Annotated in this window: 9 protein-coding genes; 3 read left to right on the top strand and 6 right to left on the bottom strand. The window is 44.6% G+C overall.

All coding sequences use genetic code 11. From position 1 onward, the window contains the following. Position 1: 1 nt before the first annotated feature. The 6 genes from R7Q47_RS10130 to hemL form a co-directional block, all read right to left on the bottom strand. Positions 2 to 988: an ABC transporter permease gene (locus R7Q47_RS10130; protein ID WP_005380038.1), complete on the bottom strand. Its 987-nt coding sequence runs from the start codon at positions 986 to 988 to the stop codon at positions 2 to 4. Between the two features lie 170 nt (positions 989 to 1,158). After that, entirely contained in the window at positions 1,159 to 2,841 is a 1,683-nt protein-coding gene (locus R7Q47_RS10125) for an ABC transporter substrate-binding protein (protein WP_005380037.1), read from the bottom strand. A gap of 781 nt (positions 2,842 to 3,622) precedes the next feature. Then, on the bottom strand, positions 3,623 to 7,009 hold the full coding sequence (locus R7Q47_RS10120) for a response regulator (protein WP_154205058.1): 3,387 nt from the start codon (positions 7,007 to 7,009) through the stop codon (positions 3,623 to 3,625). A gap of 226 nt (positions 7,010 to 7,235) precedes the next feature. Continuing rightward, positions 7,236 to 8,261, bottom strand: coding sequence for a 16S rRNA (guanine(1207)-N(2))-methyltransferase RsmC (gene rsmC / locus R7Q47_RS10115; protein ID WP_005380034.1), 1,026 nt, complete (start codon positions 8,259 to 8,261; stop codon positions 7,236 to 7,238). A gap of 76 nt (positions 8,262 to 8,337) precedes the next feature. Continuing rightward, positions 8,338 to 9,423: an AI-2E family transporter gene (locus R7Q47_RS10110; RefSeq protein WP_031779035.1), complete on the bottom strand. Its 1,086-nt coding sequence runs from the start codon at positions 9,421 to 9,423 to the stop codon at positions 8,338 to 8,340. A 345-nt stretch (positions 9,424 to 9,768) separates the two neighbouring features. Next, positions 9,769 to 11,064, bottom strand: a complete 1,296-nt coding sequence (gene hemL, locus R7Q47_RS10105; protein ID WP_005380032.1) for a glutamate-1-semialdehyde 2,1-aminomutase — start codon at positions 11,062 to 11,064, stop codon at positions 9,769 to 9,771. Positions 11,065 to 11,310: 246 nt separating this feature from the next. Here hemL and erpA point away from each other — a divergent pair, with 246 nt between their 5' ends. The 3 genes from erpA to vmeK all read left to right on the top strand — a co-directional run bounded on the left by erpA (position 11,311) and on the right by vmeK (position 15,987). Continuing rightward, the gene (erpA, locus tag R7Q47_RS10100; RefSeq protein WP_005380031.1) at positions 11,311 to 11,652 is read left to right on the top strand and encodes an iron-sulfur cluster insertion protein ErpA; all 342 of its coding nucleotides are present in this window, start codon (positions 11,311 to 11,313) and stop codon (positions 11,650 to 11,652) included. 105 nt (positions 11,653 to 11,757) lie between these two features. Next, complete coding sequence (locus R7Q47_RS10095; RefSeq protein ID WP_318088953.1) at positions 11,758 to 12,873, top strand: efflux RND transporter periplasmic adaptor subunit; 1,116 nt, start codon at positions 11,758 to 11,760, stop codon at positions 12,871 to 12,873. 9 nt (positions 12,874 to 12,882) lie between these two features. Then, complete coding sequence (gene vmeK, locus R7Q47_RS10090; RefSeq protein ID WP_239945644.1) at positions 12,883 to 15,987, top strand: multidrug efflux RND transporter permease subunit VmeK; 3,105 nt, start codon at positions 12,883 to 12,885, stop codon at positions 15,985 to 15,987. Position 15,988 lies beyond the last annotated feature (1 nt).

The raw sequence follows: 15,988 nt of genomic DNA, 5'->3' as shown, positions 1-15,988 counted from the left end.
ATTATTTGCCTCCCGTACGTAGGCGAGGGTCTAGAATCATGTACAGCATGTCAGCCATTAAGTTGAAGCACAGCATGAACATCGTCATGATAATTAACTGACCTTGAAGTACTTGGTAGTCACGAGCGTGAATTGCGTTCAATAGAACAGTACCTAGGCCTGGGTAGTTGAAAATCATCTCGATGATTAATTGACCTCCAATGGCCATACCTAAAGACATAGACAGTGCGGTAACACTTGGAAGTAGTGCGTTACGTGCGGCGTAATTAAAGACGACGCGGTTTTCACTCAGCCCTTTACCTTTAGCCATCGTGATATAGTCTTCGGCGAGAAGGTTGATCATGTTGTTACGCATGTTAACTAGGAAGCCACCAATTTGAACGATGGTTGCACAGAATAGAGGTAATACAGCGTGGTAACCCACGTTCTTGATGAACTCCCAGCTTGTCCAATCAGGAATAGTACCTGGCGTGTAAGCATAGCCAGATGGGAACCATTTCAGGCCAATCGCAAAGGTAAACAGCGCTAACATTGCGATAACCATTTGTGGAATAGCTTGAATGATCAATGTACCAGGCGTTACGAATGCATCGTACTTACTACCGCGCTTCCAGGCGGCAAAAATACCAAGGACAGAAGCGATGGAGAAAGAAAGTACAACCGCAGTACCAGCTAGAAATAGTGACCAGCCAAATGCACTACCTAGTAAAGAATTAACTGAAAGTGGGTAGAACTGGATTGAGGTGCCCAATTCCCAACTTAGAATGTTTTTAATGTACGAGAAGTACTGAATGTAAATTGGCCCATCAACGAAACCGAGCAGTTCTTTCATTGCTGCGATTCGTTCTGGAGTCACCTGTACTGAAGCATTAGCAAACATCATGGTAACTGGGTCACCAGGCATTGCTCGCGGAATAATAAAGTTTAACGTCGCTGCAACTAAGAGCGCGACAAGATAGAACGACAAACGTCTTAAAAAATAACCCATAACTCACACCTTACTCACCCAGATTTTTTCCCTGTTTCTGGTTTCAGGTCGCTCCTAGCGAAATTTAGAGCGAAAAATCCCCTGACGACGAGCGCCACATATTGGTTTCGTTAACAAGGGATTTTTATAGGCGGCACACGGGATGTATGCCGCTTGAAATGAACTTCTACTTATTTAACTGGTTTTAGGTCCAGTACGTGAAGTAGACGCTCTGGGATACCTGCCCAAATGTTTGGACGGCCCTTAGGGTTTTCTTCGTTCCACCAACCAGTGAAGCGAGTTGTGTTGTATTGGTACATGTACGCGCCAGATAGCACAGGAATAGTTACTTGGTCCTGAGCAATGATCTTCTGAATGCCATGAGCGATCTCTAGCTGTTCTTGCTTATCTGCTGTCTTGTAGAAGCTGTTAAGAAGACCGTCTAGCTTATCGTTCTTGTAGAAGTGCATTGCAAAGCGAGGCATGCCGTCACCAGCTTGTAGCTTCGAGTTGTAGCCACTATCCCAGTACAAGTGTGGATCTGCACCGTGGAAGTAGTTGGTGTAAGCAACGTCGTAAGTACCTTCTAGCATAGCTTGGTTGTATACCGAGAAGTCCGGTGTACGAGCACGAGCTTTAATGCCCACTTCTGCTAGTTGCTCAACGGCTAGTTGTACCGTGTTGTTGAAGTCAGTCCAACCGTTTGGTGATTGAATTAGAAGCTCGAAAGACTTGCCAGATGGTGTATCCACAAAGCCATCTTTGTTTACATCTTTGAAGCCAGCTTTAGCTAGAAGCTTTTTCGCACCTTCCGCGTTGTATGTGTTGTAGCCTTTGTACTTGTTGTGCGTCTCTTCATCAGACCAAGCTTCAAATGCGTAGCCAAGGCCAGATGCGAAGTCGTTCACTGTACCGCCGCCGTAGAAAGCGATATCAATGATAGTTTGACGGTCTAGCGCCATAGAGAACGCACGACGGAAGTCAACGTTAGTTAGTGCTTCGTTTTTCGCAGCGTCTGGGTTTTTGAAGTTCACTACAAATGCTTGAGTACCCGCTGGTGGGTACCAGTAGTGGTGATTCGGACTTGCTGCAGCGTACGTACGGTCGATGTCTGGTACGAATGAAGACGTCCAGTCCATTTCGCCGTTAACGATTTTGCCCAAGAATTGGTCGTTGTTCGCGATTTGTGGCACACGCAGACAATCTACATCTAGGTTGTCAGCATCCCAATAATTCGGGTTCTCACACTGGATATATAGCTGCGGTGTGAAAGTGTCGATTTCAGTAAATGGACCACTGCCTACTGGATTTTCGTTTGTGAATGTTGCTGGATCTTTTACTTTGCTCCATACGTGCTTAGGTACGACTGGTACTTTCGCAATTTCGTAAGGAACGTTTGAGTTTGCTTCGCTTAGACGGAATTTAACTTGGTAGTCGTTAACTTTTTCTACGCCAGTCACCCAAGAGTTGATACCAGATTGGTCTAGCTCTGGCTTCTCTTTAACTAGGTTGAAAGAGTAAACAACATCATCAGCGGTAAACGCTTTGCCATCAGACCATTTTACGCCCTTACGGATATCGAAGGTTACGCTCATCAGGTCATCAGCCATGGTAAAGTTTTCTGCTAGACGAAATACAGGCGTGTTACCGTGCATTTCGTTAAAAACAACGAGCGGCTCGTAAATAAAGTCGGTTGTTGTGTGCAGGTTAGTTGCACCCAAGAAAGGGTTAAAGTTACGAACGAAAGTTGTAAACTCTTTAGGGTGGATAGTCAGTTCACTGCGTTCAGCCGCAGTAGCTACCGATGCAAAACCTGTAGTAGCCGTTGCAATAATTGCTGTTGCTAGTGCTGTTTTTTTAATATTGGCAAGCATAGCTGTTCCTTACTATTTGCTTTCATTTCACTAAATGGAATTGAATGTCATCAATTGATAAACACTCTCTAAGACCTACCTCTTGTACATGCCTTACTCATTACAACATTGAGTTTCGCCAAGAGTGGCCTGTAGGCCTTAGGCAGGAGTAAGAAAACACCTTATCCATAAAATAATCAAACTTGATTCCCGTTAAAAACGTTAAAATCTCTGAGCTCTCCGTTATAAACGTTATTTTGGCTAATTTTAACCAGTAGAGGGACAAAAAATAAACGTTGATATGCGTCGCAGTTTATATCCTTGTTAATAGTGAGTGTTAGTGATTACTAACCTGGTGATACATTTAAAATATACGTTTCTTGCTTGGTTTCTAGGTTCGGAGATCTCGCTCACATGCAGAAATGGTGTTAATTAATCAGCTAAAAATTAATCTGCCGTTCTGTTGTGATTAAGTTCGCAATCTCTATCAATAGTTCGTCAAAATCCGCTTGTTATCTGAAAAATGGCCTTTTTTATCGACAGTTTTCTTCCGTTTGTCGTCCTTTTTTTATTGTATGAATGAAGTTTTTTGGTTGCTAGAACTTACCTAATTAAGGCCAGTTAAATGGATAAGATCGTACGTTTTGAAGACCAACAATAGATAGCGATGTATAACCGAATGTTCGTTATTGGAAATATGTTAATGGGGTAGGAAGAGGCGGTCTCTTTTATCTCTAGGAAGGGAATACTCGAATAACAAAAAAGCCCAGCATGCACGCTGGGCTAGTTTTTTTGATAAATATTAGCTGGTCAATAGTCGCTGTAGTTTATCTCGTTGTGCTTCTATGTATGCTCTCTCGGGGCTCTGTTCTTTGCAGTGTTCGAGAATGAACTCTATCGAGCTTAGCACCGTTCTCCAACGTGGTGTTTTGGGTAATGTTTCTATACGCATGTATTTATCTAAAGTGCGTGTTTGCAAAGTACTACGGTCTAGATAAACGCGCCACAAGCCACTTTGCTCTGCAAATGCGAACTTACTTTCACCCGTTACAGATTCCCAATACTCTAAAGCATGTGTCATTGCGTCTACTAGAACTTCTCGCATAAGTTCTTGCTTGTCTTTTTTATTACCGAGCGCTTTGTCTGCAAGGCGCGTAAATTCTCCGCCAAGCTCTTTTAGCTTTTGCAATTGGTCTTTGTCACCATCAAATGCATAACTTGAAAGCACTTCTACGGCGGTTTCTAGATTATGTATGCGAGCGGCACTGGCTCCACCGCCGACATTAAAGATGTACATGATATCTAACCCTGAACCTTCAGGGAGCTTAAGAATGTCTGCTTCGATGTTCTGACGAATATCTTCAATATAGATATCAATCTTGCCACAGTAATGAGGTTGTTTGACGGTCAGATATTTAGGGGCAATCAGCTCATCAGCAGATGAGCGCTTTAGCTGTTCTAAGCTGCGCTTGAATAGCTTACAAGCAGCTTCGTTAGCAAAGCGAATACGCTTGTCTTCACGTAGACAGATGATAGCTTCAGGAGCCGATTCTAGCTGTTCCAACAAACGACCTTGAGTCTCAAGTAAGCTTGCTTCAACGACTGCACGCTGTCTAAGTTCAGACTCTAGCACTTTGTTTTCCATATGGCGCATTTCTGCTTTACTTGCCGTTAAATGCGCTTGGATACGTGCCGCCAACTCTTGTTTATTAAATGGTTTCGATAAATAGTCGTTGGCTCCTGCCTCAAAACCTCTTACACGATCTTCTGTTTGACTGAGTGCGGTGAGCATAATGATTGGCAACTCGGCATGATCATAGGTTTCACGTAGTTCACTACAAACTTGGTAGCCGCTCATGCCTGGCATCATGATATCCAATAACAGAAGTTCCGGCTTCTCTTGCTCGACGAGCGCTAACGTTTCTGGCCCATCGGAGACGGTACGCACACGATAGCCCTCTAAACGTAAAAAGCTTTCAAGCACGCGTAAGTTTACTGGCTCATCGTCAGCTACATACAGTAACGGGCCGTCTGGATTCTCTGGAAGTGATAAGTCTTCACCGTTCTCTACATTAACTTCAGGAATTTGGAAGTGCCCGTGCGCAGCTAGAGTCTGGGTTGCTAGGATTTCTTCTTTACTGGCGAGCGGTAAAGTGAAACTGAAGGTAGTTCCGACCATTGGTTGGCTACTGACGTATAACGAACCTCCCATTAATTCGATCAATTGGCGGCTAATGGAGAGCCCAAGTCCTGCACCTTGACGATAACGGCTCGCGTCTTGCCCTGCTTGGATGAGTGGTTCAAAAATATGTTCAAGTTGTTCTGCGGGAATTCCTTGTCCAGTATCCACGACTTGTACGCGTACATGATCATCTACCACATTAGCGGAGATAACAATTTTACCTTCTGAGGTGTATTTAATCGCATTGCCAATCAGGTTATATAGCACTTGTTCAAGGCGTTGCGGGTCAGCTGACACTGCTTTTAAATCCGCAGGGACTTGGTTGATGATGCGGATGGTTTTACTTCCAAGTAAATGACTAGAAAGCTCTAAAACCAATCGTGTTGCACTGCCCAAACTCACTGCTGATTTCTGGATATCCATGCTTCCATAACGCATTTTATGATAATCCAACAAGTCATCGACTAGATTAGCGAGACGCTGACCACTTTTAATGATGATATCAAGCTGATATTTCTGGCTAGCGGGGATCGCACCATTGGCGCCGGACGCTAAGGTTTCAGCAATCCCGACCATGCCGTGTAACGGTGTACGAAGTTCATGAGAAGTCGTGGCTAAGAATTCATCTTTTAATTTATCGGCCAATTGCAGTTCTTCATTCTGTTTTTGAATGATCTGTATGTTGCTTTCTAGTTCTTCATTTTGCTTCTTAATGGTTTGAATCTTCTCTCGAATAGAGCGTTGCATTCGTTCAAAGCTTAACGCAAGCCGACCAATTTCATCTTTACGAACCGTATTAAAAGACGTGTCATCAAGATCCCCTGCAGAGACCTTTTCGGCAACCCAAGTCAATTTCAGCAACGGAGAAGTGATAAAGTTTGATAAATAGTGAGAAGCGATCACCACAAGGATAATGGCGATCAACATAGCGATAACGAATAGTTTTTCGAGTTGATGGATACGAGCGAAAGCTTCGTTTTCTGGTAACTGTACTACGAGCGCCCAAATCACACCACGAGTTTCAATCGGTGCATAAGCCGCGATGATTTCTTCACCTAAGCCGTTCGTGTAAGTGCCGACACCAAACGCACCAGAGAGTGCTTTATCGATCACTTCTAAACTGTTCTTAATGTCGTCTTGTTTCGTGTTAATTGTGCGAGGTTGGTGATCATTTCCAACCAGCAGGGTGTTAATGGATGACTCTCGATTAGCGTCTGCGGCTAACTTAGTGATGCCATTATTTGGCAAGCGGAACATGGCATAGCTGTGTAGATAACCTTGCTGAACAATTGGTGCACCTAGCCAAGCGACTGATTTACCCCCTTCCAGCTCGAAGTCAGACACAATCACAGGAGTGTAGTCTTCGTTTACTTTTCGACGTTCAGTCACATCATCGGCGAGACGCTTGAAAGTTTTGCCAAGTGCCGAGTCTTTGTAGGGGCCTGATAACAAGTTCGTTCCGTAGTTATCGTCTTTGTTGATCGAGTAGGTGACGTTACCATTGATGTCGACCAGCAAAATGTCATTAAAATCAGAGCGCTTGAGGAGCTCCAAGTAGGCCCAATGATAGCGTTTATGTAAAAGTCGGTAACGTTCACTTCCTACATAGTTGGATGACTCGGGTAACGTTGAGGTTTTGATTTGGTCTCCGCTGCCCTCGATGTAGCGCTGTTGGGCGTTTTTACGAGACTCTTCAATATCATTGCCTAAACGACTAAAAGCATTGACGAGACCGTAGAATCGGCCACCACTGGCGTAAGCCAACTCTGAGCGCACAAAGCCCATGACTTCGGTTTCTCGTGCCTCAAAGTAGTCGATGATTTGCTGCTGTTTTGTATCTCGAACAGACAGTAAGTGCGAGGTGCTTTGTTCTTGCAGATCTTTACTGTGGGACTGCAAGAAAAAGATCGCAGTAATGGTAAGAGGTGTGATACTGAGCACCAGAAATGCGGTCATCAGTGTACTCTGAAGGCGCTTAAATTTCTGTTTTTTGTAGAATTTAAACATGGATAAGATTACAACTCATAATGGGCAGTTCTAAAACATAATTCGCTGCCGAGGTTCTCGTTAAAAACGGATAAGATGTTCAACTAGATAGAATTAACAAAATTAACGAGTTTTTTTTCTTTGACAAGAAAGTTAGTTGTAAAGCGTGCAGGGTGACGCAGTTTTTCTTATGAGTGTTGAATTTATGAGAAAAAATCGCGCAGGTTTGTGCCTGCGCGGAGGGAAGTTATGATTTTTTCGCGTAGTAGATAGAAAATTTATTGGTCTTATTTAGCGTCTCGCAATTATTAAACGCCCGCTCGATAATTGGTGGGTATTTTAAGAAGCTATTCGCGACAATCACCATTTCGCCGTCTTTGGTTAGGTATTGTGGCGCCTGACCCAACAAGGTTTCCGCTGCGTTGTAATTTGTGTCTAGACCACTGTGGAATGGCGGGTTGCTGACGATAAAGCGGTAGTCTTTTTCGGTATCCGAGTATATATCTGATGCAAATACGCGTCCGGATAGACCATTCGCTTCTAATGTGGCTTGGCTAGAAGTGATCGCATAAGCATTAATGTCACACATCTCAATCGCGATCTCTGGATTCGCTTTCGCCATAAACGCACCGAGCACACCAGCACCACAACCAAAGTCGAGCACTTTGCCCGACAGCTTAGGTAAGGTTTCAAGCAGCAATCGGCTACCTAAGTCGAACTCGCCATGGCTGAATACGCCAGGTAGGCTCTTAACCGCTAGCGACTGCTCACCGAGTGTAACAGTGTAAGACTTAAACCAATCTGCTTGGTTGAAAGGTTTTGGTTCATTGAGGCAATTACCCCAGTAAAATGAGCAGCGACGAGCAGAGTCGTACTTGTTCACAGGGCCGTATTCTTGGAACATCTTCTCGATGCTCTTGATGCCGGAGCGGTTTTCACCAACGATGACGATTTCGGTGTTAATGCCCAGTTTCGCCATCAACATCGCCAGCAAGTATTCTGCTTCGGCTTTTGCTTTTGGCCAGTATAAAAGGACCATGTCTGCTTTTGTTTCAACATCAAACACAGAGCCAAAATGACTTTTCACTTTGTCAGAGGTTTGAATTTGGCGGTAGTAGCTATAGTTGGAAGTAAACACTTCAACAGACTCACAATGAGCCACTAACTCAAGAGGAAATAGGTCTTCAACTTCACCAGCGACTAAAACGTGTTTTCCGTTGAAGTATTCAAGTTGGCGCTGAGCTATTTGGCTAGGAGCGATATAAGCAGACATAAATTTGGTTCATCAGAAATAATTTGGGGCAGATTTTCGCACAATCTGCCCCAAGCTTGAAGTGATTAAGCGGTGACTAGCTGTTGTCTTGTTGGTTAAGGAAGTCTTTGAATTCTTCCTCGTAGATATTAAACAGTACCATGGTCACGGCAAAAATAAGTGGGCCGTAGATAAGACCAATCAAACCAAACAGATGCAGACCACCCAGTAATGAGAAGAAAATCATAAGGGTATTCATGCCGGCGCTGCCTTGCATTAGCAACGGACGTAATAGGTTATCTATAGAGCCAACGATAACTACACTCCACACCGTCAAGAAGATAGCCCAAGTCATATCGCCTGTTAAGAACAAGTACGCTGCTGCAGGAATCCAGATTAGCGCGGTTCCTACCACTGGAATGAATGATGCAAAGCCCATCATTGTTCCCCAAAATAACCCAGGGAAACCGGCGAGCCACATACCGATACCGCCAGCCAAACCTTGAGCAATCGCTGTCATGAATGAGCCCATCACGGCTGATTTAGAAACTTGCTCTATCTCTGTCAATATGCGGTCTTCTTGGCTACGTGAGAGTGGCAGGATATGACGAATCGCAGAGATAATTTTGTCGTGGTCACGAAGCAGAAAAAACAGCACAAACAGCATTAGGAAGAAGTTCATTAGGAAGTTGGTTGCGTCTCCTAAAATCTTTGCGCTGATAGCGACTAAGTTAGAGCCAAACGATGTGGCAAATTGACCAATTTTCTCAGCAATGGCTTTGGGCTCGATTTTATCAAAAGGTAAGTACTCATTAACAATCGCTAAGCCTTTGATAACGAAAGGATGTTGGAATATATCTTGGATACCACCATTGGTAACCCAATTATATGTATTTTGTGAGAAAACAGAGCCTTGCTGAACAATGGCGGCAAACACAAATAAAAGCGGGATAACAATAATAAACGTCAAGACGACACATGACAGCAGTGCCGCCATATTGGGGTGCTTGGGAATTTTCTGCTCAAACCATTCGTGTATCGGAAACATGAGCAAAGAAATGATAAAAGCCATTACAATTGAATTGATATATGGCTCAACCAATAAGTAGCAAGCAAAAGCAGCGGCGAGTAAAGCAACCATTAGTACTCGGTGACTCGACGTTATTTTTACATTATTTGGCATGGTATTAGTCCAACTTACAGGTGACGTTTACGGTTTATGCCTTCAATGATGGCGTGTAACCTTTATTACTTTGCACTCTTAACTCTTTCAAGCTTATGACAATGCCGAATTAGAGCAGGGCGATGTACCTTGCTATAATGACTACAAATCAGTCGGTTATCAATCAAGAGATGAGCTATGGGTTGTTGCAACGGTGATAAAAAGTGTCAAACTGAGAAAAAAGCTAAGCGAATACCGTGGTTTGGCATTGTCGTTGGGGTATTAGCGATATTGGTTATTTTGAATTGGCAATAAAAAAGGACCGTTACGGTCCTTTTCTAAATGCGTTATCGCCGTTTTTAGCGATTATTTCGCTTCTTCTGCAAGAACAGCAAAACAGCGGTCAGCTGCTTCTAGTGTGGCATCAATCTCTTTTGAACCATGAGCGAGTGAAGTAAAGCTCGCTTCAAACGCAGATGGCGCAAGGTAGACACCGTGTTTTAGCATTAAGTGGAAGAAACGCTTGAAGCGTTCTACATCGCACTTCGTTACGTCTTCGTAGCAAGTTACTTTTTCCTGGTCAGTGAAGAAGAAGCCGAACATACCGCCCACTTGGTTAACAACTAGCGGAATACCGTGTTTTTCTGCTAGAGACTTAAAGCCTTCAGCAAGTTGTTTCGTTTTAGAAGCTAGGCGCTTTTCGTTGCCTTCTTCTTTTAGAAGGTTCAAACATGCGTAGCCTGCTGCCATTGCGACAGGGTTACCGGAAAGGGTACCAGCTTGGTAAACTGGGCCTGTAGGTGCAACGTATTGCATCACTTCTTTACGGCCACCGAAAGCACCTACTGGCATACCGCCACCAATCACTTTACCCAGTGTCGTTAGGTCGGGTTTGATGTTGTAGTGTGCTTGCGCGCCGCCTAGAGCAACACGGAAGCCTGTCATTACTTCATCAAAAATTAGTAGCGCGCCTTCTTGATCACAGATTTCACGTAGCCCTTCGTGGAAGCCTTCCACTGGTGGAATACAGTTCATGTTGCCTGCTACTGGCTCAACGATGATACAAGCAATTTCGCCTTTGTTAGCAGCAAATAGCTCGCGTACAGAATCTAGGTCGTTGAATGTTGCTGTTAGCGTGTGCTTAGCAAAATCTGCAGGAACGCCAGGAGAGCTTGGTTGGCCTAGAGTTAGTGCTCCAGAACCTGCTTTTACTAGCAAGCTGTCAGCGTGGCCGTGGTAACAACCTTCAAATTTCATGATCTTGTCGCGACCGGTGAAGCCACGTGCAAGGCGAATCGCGCTCATCGTAGCTTCAGTACCAGAACTTACCATGCGGATTTGCTCCATTGATGGAACAAGCTCAGAAACTAATTCTGCCATCGCGATTTCAAGTTCTGTTGGCGCACCGAAGCTAAGACCGCGTTGCGCTGCATCAATTACTGCTTCGCGAATAACCGCGTGGTTGTGGCCAAGAATCATTGGACCCCAAGAGCCAACGTAATCAATATACGCTTTACCATCGGCATCAAAAATCAGTGGACCGTCTGCTCGTTCGATAAATAGCGGAGAGCCGCCAACGCCGTTGAATGCACGAACTGGTGAATTGACACCGCCAGGGATGGTTTGCTGAGCTTTTTGATACAGCTCTGATGATTTGGTCATGGGGTTATCCTCTTTTGATTGCTCGGACCAAGTGGAGCGCATTGTACCTAGCTATAATCAAGTTAGAAACGTTTTGCTTAATTTATGTGTTGTTTCGCAGTGTAATCTTATATATCCGCATCTGTTATAAAGAATCGGCGGCGAATACTTGAACGAGTTTGTCAGGTATTGGATAATCGTCTCAATTAGCACAAATTTGACGTCTTGCTTCAGGCTTGACGCATTACACGAGTGAGAGAGGTCTTCGTGAGCGAAGTAAACGTACCATTATCTTTTTCTGACGCAGCAGCATCTCGCGTTAAAGCATTGATTGCTGAAGAAGAAAACCCAGCATTGAAACTGCGCGTATACATTACTGGCGGCGGCTGCAGCGGCTTCCAATACGGCTTTACTTTTGATGAAAATGTAAACGAAGGCGATACAACAATCGTAAACAGTGGTGTAACACTGGTTGTAGACCCTATGAGTCTGCAATATCTCGTTGGCGGTATTGTTGACTACACAGAAGGGTTGGAAGGAGCGCGCTTCTTCGTAAATAACCCAAATGCAACGACAACATGTGGTTGTGGTGCATCGTTCAGTGTGTAATTAACACCTAACAGGCAGCTAATGGCTGCCTGTGCTTTATGTAGAAGGATGTCACGTAAAGCACACGCTCGCAGATATGCAGAGAAATAATAAAAAGGACTTTATATGTCTGGACTTTCTTTTGGACGCCGAATTGTCGAGCGCCCTTGGCTAGTATCTCTTATCCTCGTCTTACTTCTTGTTGCATGGCTAACCATCGGCCAACTCAAAGCACAAGATGATCATCCTAACTCTTCAACATCCACGAACACGACACCACTTGCAAAGGTGATGTTTGATACTTTTCTTGCCGAACCTACCAGTAAAACCATTGAATTGTATGGACGAACAGCGCCCAATCGTCAAGCGCGTCTTGGCGCCGAAGTTGCCGGTAAAATAGTCAGTCTTAACATAAAGAAAGGCCAAGCGGTCAAACAGGGACAAGTGATCGCAAACATCGATAAGCGCGACCTTGGCATTCAACTTAAACGGGCCCAGGCGATGCTGTTGGTTAAAGAGAAAGAGTTTAATGCTGCTAAATCGCTAAAAAGTCGTGGACTGCAAGGTGAGGTTGCATTTGCGACAGCGCAAGCAGCGTTGGTAGATGCACGTGCGAATTTGAGTAACGTGCAAACGGCTTTAAGAAATACTGAGGTTAAAGCGCCATTTGATGGCATCGTAGATCACCACTTTGTTGAGTTAGGTGATTTTGTCGGGATTGGCGACCCTATTGCGACGGTCATTGATTTGGATACTTTAGTGATTGAAGCCGATGTCAGTGAACGGCATATACAATACCTTAAGGAAGGCCTAGAAGCCGACGTAAGAACCATTAACCAACAGCATCATCAAGGTCGTGTGCGCTACATTGGACGTGTTTCTTCTGCTTCTACTAATACATTTCCAATTGAAATCGAAATTGATAATCAAGACGCAAGAATTCCTGCCGGTATGAGCGCAGAAGTACAGCTGCCTTTGAGTGAAGTGTTGGCAGTAAAGATTACGGCTGCCATGTTAGCACTAGATGAAGAAGGTAACTTAGGTGTCAAGACACTGCGTAATGAGCATGTTGAGTTTGTTCCAATTCAAATCGTTAAGGCCGAGGATGATGGTGTGTGGCTCTCTGGGTTAGGAGAGCGTGCAGACATTATCGTGCTGGGACAAGGTTTTGTGCGAGATGGTGATCAAGTACTGGCCAATAAAGTTGATGACGTAGTTGTTGAAGCGGCTAGTGAGCAGTAAGGAGCACTTATGTACACTCTGATTGATGCTGCGTTATCCCGCGCTCGCACCATGCTGACATTACTGGTGATGATCTTAATTGCCGGTGTCATTACTTACGTCACTATCCCCAAGGAATCGAGCCCAGATATTACCATTCCTATTATCTACGTTTCTGTTGGGCATCAAGGCATTTCTCCCGTCGATGCCGAACGTTTATTAGTTCGGCCAATAGAGCAAGAGTTGCGCTCTATTGAAGGCGTAAAAGAGATGACCTCTGTGGCATCAGAAGGTCATGCGTCGGTGACGCTGGAATTTAGTGTTGGAGTGGATCTTGATAAAGCGATGGCAGATGTGCGTGATGCGGTTGATCTTGCAAAGCCAAAATTACCAGAGGACAGTGATGAGCCAACGGTAAATGAAGTCACGTTTGCATCTGAAGAGCCTGTTTTGACTGTTGTTCTATATGGCACCGTACCAGAGCGGACCATTGTACAGATTGCCAGAACGCTACGTGATCGTTTGGAGAGTTTCCGTCAGGTTCTTGAAGTTGAAATCGCAGGGGATCGCGAAGACATCGTGGAAATAGTTGTCGATCCGCTATTGATGGAAAGCTACGGTCTCGATCAAGCGGATATCTATAATTTAATTGCCTTGAATAACCGAGTTGTGGCTGCGGGGTTTGTCGATACTGGGTATGGACGCTTTTCGGTAAAAGTCCCATCGGTTTTTGATTCACTGAAAGATGTGCTTGAACTACCGATCAAGGTGAATGGCAAAGAGGTGATCACTTTTGGCGATGTGGCGACAGTACGGCGTGCATTTCGCGATCCTGAAAGTTTTGCTCGTTTAGATGGCGAATCTGCCATCGTTTTGGACGTAAAAAAACGGGCAGGGGAAAACATCATTGAAACGGTTGAGCTGGTAAAAGAAGTACTGGCTCAGGGACAGAAGCGCGCCGAGTGGCCCGACAATTTGCAAGTTAAATACACTTGGGATCAATCCGACGATGTCAAATTGATGCTCAGTGATCTACAAAACAATATCTTATCCGCAATTATCCTCGTAGTTATCGTCATTATTGCCATATTGGGGGTTAGGACCGCGCTTCTCGTGGGGATTTCTATTCCAGGATCGTTCTTGACTGGGTTGTTGGTGTTATCGGTATTTGGGCTGACGGTCAATATCGTCGTACTGTTTGCTTTAATTATGGCAGTAGGCATGTTGGTGGATGGTGCCATTGTGGTGACAGAGTTTGCAGATCGGCGCATGCAAGAAGGAACGCCACGTAAAGAAGCCTATCGAGATGCCGCAAAGCGAATGGCCTGGCCTATTACCGCATCCACAGCAACCACATTGGCTGCGTTTGCTCCGTTACTTTTCTGGCCAGACATCACTGGTGAGTTCATGAAGTACTTACCACTTACTTTAATTGCTACTTTGGCCGCTTCTCTGATGATGGCTTTATTGTTCGTTCCTGTCATCGGTGGGATCATTGGCAAGCCTCAAGTAGTCAATCAGAAAGCTCAGCGAGAAATGGTTGAGCTGCATAACGGCAACTTTGAAAAAGCGACAGGCATTACCAAGCTTTATTACCAGACTCTGTCGGTAGCGATTCGTCATCCATGGAAGGTCTTACTCAGCGCGATACTGCTAGCGGCAGGTGTCGGCTTCACTTACAACAAAGCTGGCTTGGGTGCAGAGTTTTTCCCTGAGGTGGACCCTGCCTTTTTTACCGTTAAAGTTCGTTCTTATGGTGACCTGTCTATTCACGAAAAAGATGTTGTTATGCGCGAAATCGAGAAGGTGATGCTCGGTCATGACGAGTTTGAAAGTGTCTACACGCGCACAGGATCGAGCGATAATGGGGACGAGATTGGCCAGATTCAAATAACGCCTGTGGATTGGCAGTATCGACGCAAAGTGAAAACCATTATTGAGGAACTAAAAGAGACGACAGACCGCTTTTATGGTGTTGAACTTGAGTATAAATTCCCGGACGCAGGACCGCCTGTCGAGCATGATCTCGTGATTGAAGTGTCATCACGAAATTTGAGTGTTAGTGCGTTAGATGAAGCAGCCAAAAAAGTACGACATTGGGCTGATGGTAATCCTGCACTGACCAACTTGAGTGATACCACTAATAAGGAAGGGATTGATTGGCAAATTGATATCCAGCGAGATGACGCCTCTCGCTTTGCAGCGGATGCTACTTTAGTCGGGAATACCGTCCAGTTTGTTACGAACGGTTTGAAAATAGGCGATTATTTGCCTGATGATGCGGATGAAGAAGTCGATATTTTGGTGCGCTATCCGCAAGATAAGCGCGACATAGGTCGATTTGATCAACTGAGAGTGAAAACGGCAGCTGGTCTGGTACCGATTACGAATTTTGCTCAAATCAAACCAGATCATAAGCAAGACACTATTCGTCGGGTCGACGGTCATCGAGTTATCAATATTAAAGCGGATATGGTGGAAGGTTACAATTTGGCGCTTGAGTTACCTAAGATTGCCGCTGGAATGGAACAGCTCGACTTACCGGAAGGCATTGAATATAAAATTCGGGGTCAAAATGAAGAGCAGGAAAACTCATCAGCATTTTTGCAAAATGCTTTTATTGTCGCGCTTGGTGTGATGGCTTTGATTTTAATTACGCAGTTTAATAGCTTTTATCAAGCTTTCTTAATCCTTAGTGCAGTGCTGTTTTCTACCGTTGGTGTCTTCGCTGGGTTACTTATTTTCCAAAAGCCATTTGGCATCATTATGTCGGGAATTGGAGTGATTGCCTTGGCTGGTATCGTGGTAAACAACAATATTGTTTTAATCGATACTTATAATCAGATGCGTAAACGTGGCTTAGAAAAATCTGAGGCTATTTTGCGTACGGGTGTGCAGCGTTTAAGACCCGTTTTACTCACGACGGTGACCACCATATTAGGCTTATTGCCAATGGTGTTAGAAATGAACATCGACTTAGTTAATCAGAAAGTGGAGTTTGGAGCACCAAGCACTCAATGGTGGTCTCAGCTTGCGACCGCTGTCGCGGGTGGTTTGGCGTTTGCGACTTTGCTAACGTTAGTTCTGACACCGTGTTTGCTTATGCTCGGGAGAGAGCATAACTCCGAACAGTAAG

The organism is Vibrio sp. Vb0349 (assembly GCF_033338975.1).
This window is presented reverse-complemented; position numbering and strand designations above follow the sequence as displayed.